The 4,531-nt window shown below is 47.8% G+C and carries 4 protein-coding genes and 1 pseudogene; 1 reads left to right on the top strand and 4 read right to left on the bottom strand.

The genetic code is table 11. The features are described from left to right. Positions 1–1,217: hypothetical protein (locus tag VIM87_RS15270; RefSeq protein ID WP_331997827.1), on the top strand; the 1,217-nt coding region annotated here is incomplete at its 5' end. 5 nt (positions 1,218–1,222) lie between these two features. Here the strand turns inward: VIM87_RS15270 and VIM87_RS15265 are convergent. The 4 genes and pseudogenes from VIM87_RS15265 to VIM87_RS15250 all read right to left on the bottom strand — a co-directional run. Continuing rightward, complete coding sequence (locus VIM87_RS15265) at positions 1,223–1,669, bottom strand: hypothetical protein (RefSeq protein ID WP_331997826.1); 447 nt, start codon at positions 1,667–1,669, stop codon at positions 1,223–1,225. Positions 1,670–1,699: 30 nt separating this feature from the next. Beyond that, positions 1,700–2,737: a hypothetical protein gene (locus VIM87_RS15260; protein ID WP_331997825.1), complete on the bottom strand. Its 1,038-nt coding sequence runs from the start codon at positions 2,735–2,737 to the stop codon at positions 1,700–1,702. Beyond that, a complete protein-coding gene (locus tag VIM87_RS15255; protein WP_331997824.1) occupies positions 2,730–3,539 on the bottom strand; it encodes a hypothetical protein in 810 nt (269 codons plus the stop codon). Before VIM87_RS15255 ends, VIM87_RS15260 begins: the two co-directional genes overlap by 8 nt. An 87-nt stretch (positions 3,540–3,626) precedes the next feature. Further along, positions 3,627–4,531, bottom strand: a pseudogene (locus VIM87_RS15250) (hypothetical protein); the annotation flags it as partial.

The following is a 4,531-nucleotide window of genomic DNA, read 5'->3' as shown; positions in this document are numbered from 1 at the left end:
CACAAATGAGCAGCAAAATGTACCGCACAAAAGCCAGCCGTGATTCTGTGGATGCAGAGCTCAACAGCCGCTGGACCAAAACCGGTATTGTAATTCGCGGCAACAACCTGAAAGTGCGTAACTGCGATTTTAATGCCAGCGGTATGTACACTGTTGCCGGTACCGGCTTTATACAGCATTGCCGGTTCACCAGGAATAATACCGGCATTAACCAGCCCTACATGACCATCCAGTCCAAAGGATTAATATTTGAAGATTGTTATAAACAGGCAGATGGTTACGCATACGGCGCTACGATCGTTGAAAGCCGTGACCTGTATGAGGCCAGGAACATTATACCATTTGATTACACCAATGACCGTGAGGTAATGACCCTGGATGGCGGTGGTGGCGCCTATGCCGGCCCAATAGCCAGCGCAAACGGCAATACCATTAACCTGCCCGGCGGCAGCATTCAGGCGCCCGCCAATAAATGGAACGGCGGCGGTGTATTTATCATTGAAGGCAGAGGCGCCGGGCAGTTCAGGCGCATTACCGGCCATACGGCCGATGCTGTTCAGCTGGATCAGCCCTTCCTGGTAGCGCCTGATGCCAGCTCTGTTATCAGCATTACCACTGTACGGCAAAATTTATACTTTGTAAATAACGAGGTTTCCGACGGAGGGGCGTACCAGTTATACGGCTCTGCCCAGAACTGTGTAATAGCCGGTTTAAAAATGCGCCGGAGCGATGGTATTGTATGCCGGGGCTCTTTGCTGTATCATGGCAAGCAGCCCAGCTGGTATAATGATGTGGTGGAGTGTGAGCTGCGCGAGGGCAATTACAGCCACTGGTATGGCGCCGGCGATCAGCATTCCGGTTACCAGTCCATTAACCTCATTGGCTCCGGTGGCGCTGGTTTAAACATAGGGGCGCTGGTACGGCGCAACCGGCTGTATGATTACAGCTGCATCATCACCTCTACCGGTAAAGATCCTAATTCCGTTACGGATGTTATTATAGAAGATAACAGCATTAATACCGCCAAAGAAGCCATTACACTGGGCGGTGTAGGCACCAATACTTCCAATGTACTGATCCGCAACAACCATTACGGGGATGTTGAAAAACGGGTAAACGCCAACCAGGGGCTTAAACAGGCCAGCTATATGATCATGGAAGATGGCGCTTCGCCGGTAAAGAAACCTGCTGCCCCGCAGAATAACAATAACCAGTAATGGCTTCAGAAGCCCTGTTTAAGCACCAGGGAATCTGTACCATCGGCCGTGTTCACCATTCTTAATATCACCGGCTTGCGCAGGGTATCCAGCAAGCCCTTATAAGCCGTGCCGGCCAGCGGGCCATTGGTATCTATGCCATCAATAGCTTTACGCTCAGCATCTGTGAGGTAATGGATGCTCACCTTTAGGTTATCAAAGGTGCCTCTCAGCAGGTAGGTTTCTGCCGGGGTGTTCTCATTTATTGCCAGGTTGCCGGTGCCTTTGGAGCTATCCACATCAGAGACATTAAAGAAAAAAAGGCCGGTGGGTTTGCCTTTTACCACTTCCCATTGATTAGAGAAGTTGTGTACATAATTACCTACCAGGCCTCCCAGGTCGCCTAAAGAATCGCCGCAGGAAGCGGCCAGTAACAGCAGCGCTGCTAAAAGTACAGAGGGGTTGCTTTTCATAAAAAAGATTTTGCGGTTAAACAAAAAAGGTCATTCTCCCTGAAAATCTCTCTTTGCTTTGAGGTTAGTAATAAAGCCTTTAATTTTTACATCCAGGATCCCGATGTTATTATCAAAAACAGGCAGAATGCTGTTTAATTCCAGGATCAGCTCCTGTTTTAAGGTGTTCCGCTTTTTTTTAGATGGCTCATTCAGGTAAGTGTTTATTTTCCTGATCAGGGAAGCATTCAGCGGTATAATGCTGGCCCGGTGTATATTGTTAATGGAAAAATCAACCAGGTTATGATAGCTCATAGCCAGCTCATAGCTTTTCCAGTAGTCCTGTACGGCCTTTTCACATTCGGCGTTCGTATTATTAAGCTGATTGTAGTATTGATTATATACTTCTATAGTTGAATCCAGCAGCTTGAATGATTTGGGATTTTCCAGTGAGTACAGTACCAGGTTCTGAAAAGCATCTCTTACATCTTTGGCTTCGTTCAGGTAGCCTTCCAGGTTCCCGGAAATAATGCCAAAGTATTTGTCACGGCCTTCCATGAGCTCACGTGCGGAGCGCAGATCGCTTTCCGTTACCTTAAAATTTTTCATCACTGTTTTCAGGATGGAATCCTGCCGGTTAAGCATTTGCGTATACATGACCTGGTTCGTTCGCCTGATACTATCCATCTCTTTCCGGTCTATATTCTGCTGCCGGTATAATTTGCTTATTTCTTCCGCGGCTGCCGCTTCTTTCTGGGATGAGCGCACAATGGTAACCGTGGTTATGATGTTGGCATTGGGCGGCAGGTAAATGACCTCATTGCCAACAATGGTGTATTCCCTTTCATCTACCGGGCGAATGTTGATGGGCGGCCTGTTGCGGTTGTCCAGCGTAATGTAGGCCATTCCCTGCGTGTTGGTAGATTGCCTGCTGCCGTTAAATAAAAAAGTAATGTTGGCGGCAGCTTTTGTTTTGCTGCCGCTCAGCAGCACTTCAAACTGAAAACCATATTCCTTTGCCTGGGAAAAAGCAGGCCTGCTGCAAAACAGCAGCGCTGTCATTATTATCCAGGTCAGCCGCTTAATCATCAATAACAATTTTAATGTTCTTCCCTAGATAGATCTTGTCTGAATAGCGCATTACCTGGTCCTTAAAAACCATTACATCGGCCCGCTCACCGGGTTTTGCGCGCAGGTAAACATGGAACATGCCCTCTTCATCTGTCTGCACATTTTTCAGGTAGTCAGAAAACTTCACCGTTGCATGGGCCACCGGTATATTGTTACGCTTAAAAATATATCCCACATACAATATCGAATCTACTGCCGGCAGCAGCTTAAGCTGTATACCTCTTGCGCCCGGCACAGGCAGCACCGTATCATTATTTTTTGAGATCTTATATCCTTCGATCCTGGAGGTAAGGTGCAGGGAATCGCCCAGGTGATCCCGGTTCAGGTTGGGGAACATGGCTTTCCCGTTCACATCAATGGCAGCGTTTATAACATCGTTATCAGCAAGAATGCTGATAGTGCCTTCCGGCCTCGCAGGATCACCGGCCGGCGCCGCTACATAAATAGCCATATTAAAAAGCGGGCTTTTTTCAACCGGCCTGAACCTGTAGCCAATAAGCAGGATGAGAAAAAATATTACCGCAGGCCCGGTTAATTTGAGGTTGCCCTTCATTACCGTACCGGAATAGGAAGCTGCGCTCCTGAGCGCTTTGGTAAGCAAATAAGTAGCTGCCAGGTCGCAGATAACAAGCAGGAAAAAGAAAGTGGTCACCGGTACCTCAAACCTGGACCTGTAATTTGCCAGCACTAAAATAAACAGGAACACAATGGATAACCCAAGCAGGGTTACAAAGATCCATGGGGTTGCTTTCTTATTCATATTGGGGCCTAATAACTAAGCAAATCTAACAAAAAAAGAGCGTTACACCGGGTGCAACGCTCTTTTTTGTTATTCAAAGGATAGTCATTATTTCAGCTTAGTTGATTCCGGCGTTTCAATTTCAGTGAGCAGGGATGTTTTGGTGAGCAAAACATTATGCTGGCTCCTGGCAGTTGTCCATCTTCCCAAAGCCGTGCTGTATTCCCCGCCCAGCAGGTTAAAAATACCCAGATCTGAAGTGTTATAGGTAAGCGCCAGGGTATTGGTGCCGCTTCTATAGAACGGCTGATCCTTCCGTGTGCGCGGGTTCTTCACATCATACCAGTCTGTATTGGTGATACGGTAACCCTGCGCAGGCGGACCGGCTGTGTACAAGCTGCCGCCGGTGGATATAAAGATCACATCTACCGGTTCGGTATCAACCGTTACCGTTGTACCTTCAAACACCGCCATTCCAAAAGCATTCCCGCTATTAGCCAGTAAATTGGTGGTTTTAGTGCCAAAATCCGCTCCGCCATTAGTGGTGTAATTATAGGGGCTTATCCAGTTGGCAGCGCTTATATCCGTTGATACTTCGCCATTGATCATTTTTGCAGTGCCGCCCACATAAAAGAAGGTGCCTTTAGCGGCCTTGCCTGAGGTAAGATTAAACTTATAGGTGCGTAAGCCGCCGGTGGCCCATCCCTGGGCAGGATATCCTGTTGGGGTGGAGGCATTGGCATTGTTAGTGGTTACTACGGAAAAAGGCGTTACTGAAAAATCAATGTCCCGTGTGGCCATGAGCTGTATATATTCATAATTACCATCGGCCTTGCTGGCTTTCACCACATCACTCATAAAACCGGTGATCAGCACCGGCGTAATTTTTATGGTGGAGCTCAGCACTTCCAGGTCGCTGGCTTTACGCATACGAAGCTGAGGTACGAGCGTACCATCTTTCCCGGTTGTATTTAAAATAATACCGTAAAAGTTGGCGAGCACCGGCGCAACAG

It is taken from the genome of Chitinophaga sp. (genome assembly GCF_036569125.1).
GTDB lineage: Bacteria > Bacteroidota > Bacteroidia > Chitinophagales > Chitinophagaceae > Chitinophaga.
The sequence above is the reverse complement of the archived record's forward strand: the minus strand, read 5'-3'. Positions and strand labels throughout refer to the sequence as shown.

Bases quoted from the DNA above. Each gene is read 5' to 3' on its own strand.
- VIM87_RS15265 (WP_331997826.1), bottom strand. From the start codon at position 1,669: ATGAAAAGCAACCCCTCTGTACTTTTAGCAGCGCTGCTGTTACTGGCC.
- VIM87_RS15260 (WP_331997825.1), bottom strand. From the start codon at position 2,737: ATGATTAAGCGGCTGACCTGGATAATAATGACAGCGCTGCTGTTTTGC.
- VIM87_RS15255 (WP_331997824.1), bottom strand. From the start codon at position 3,539: ATGAATAAGAAAGCAACCCCATGGATCTTTGTAACCCTGCTTGGGTTA.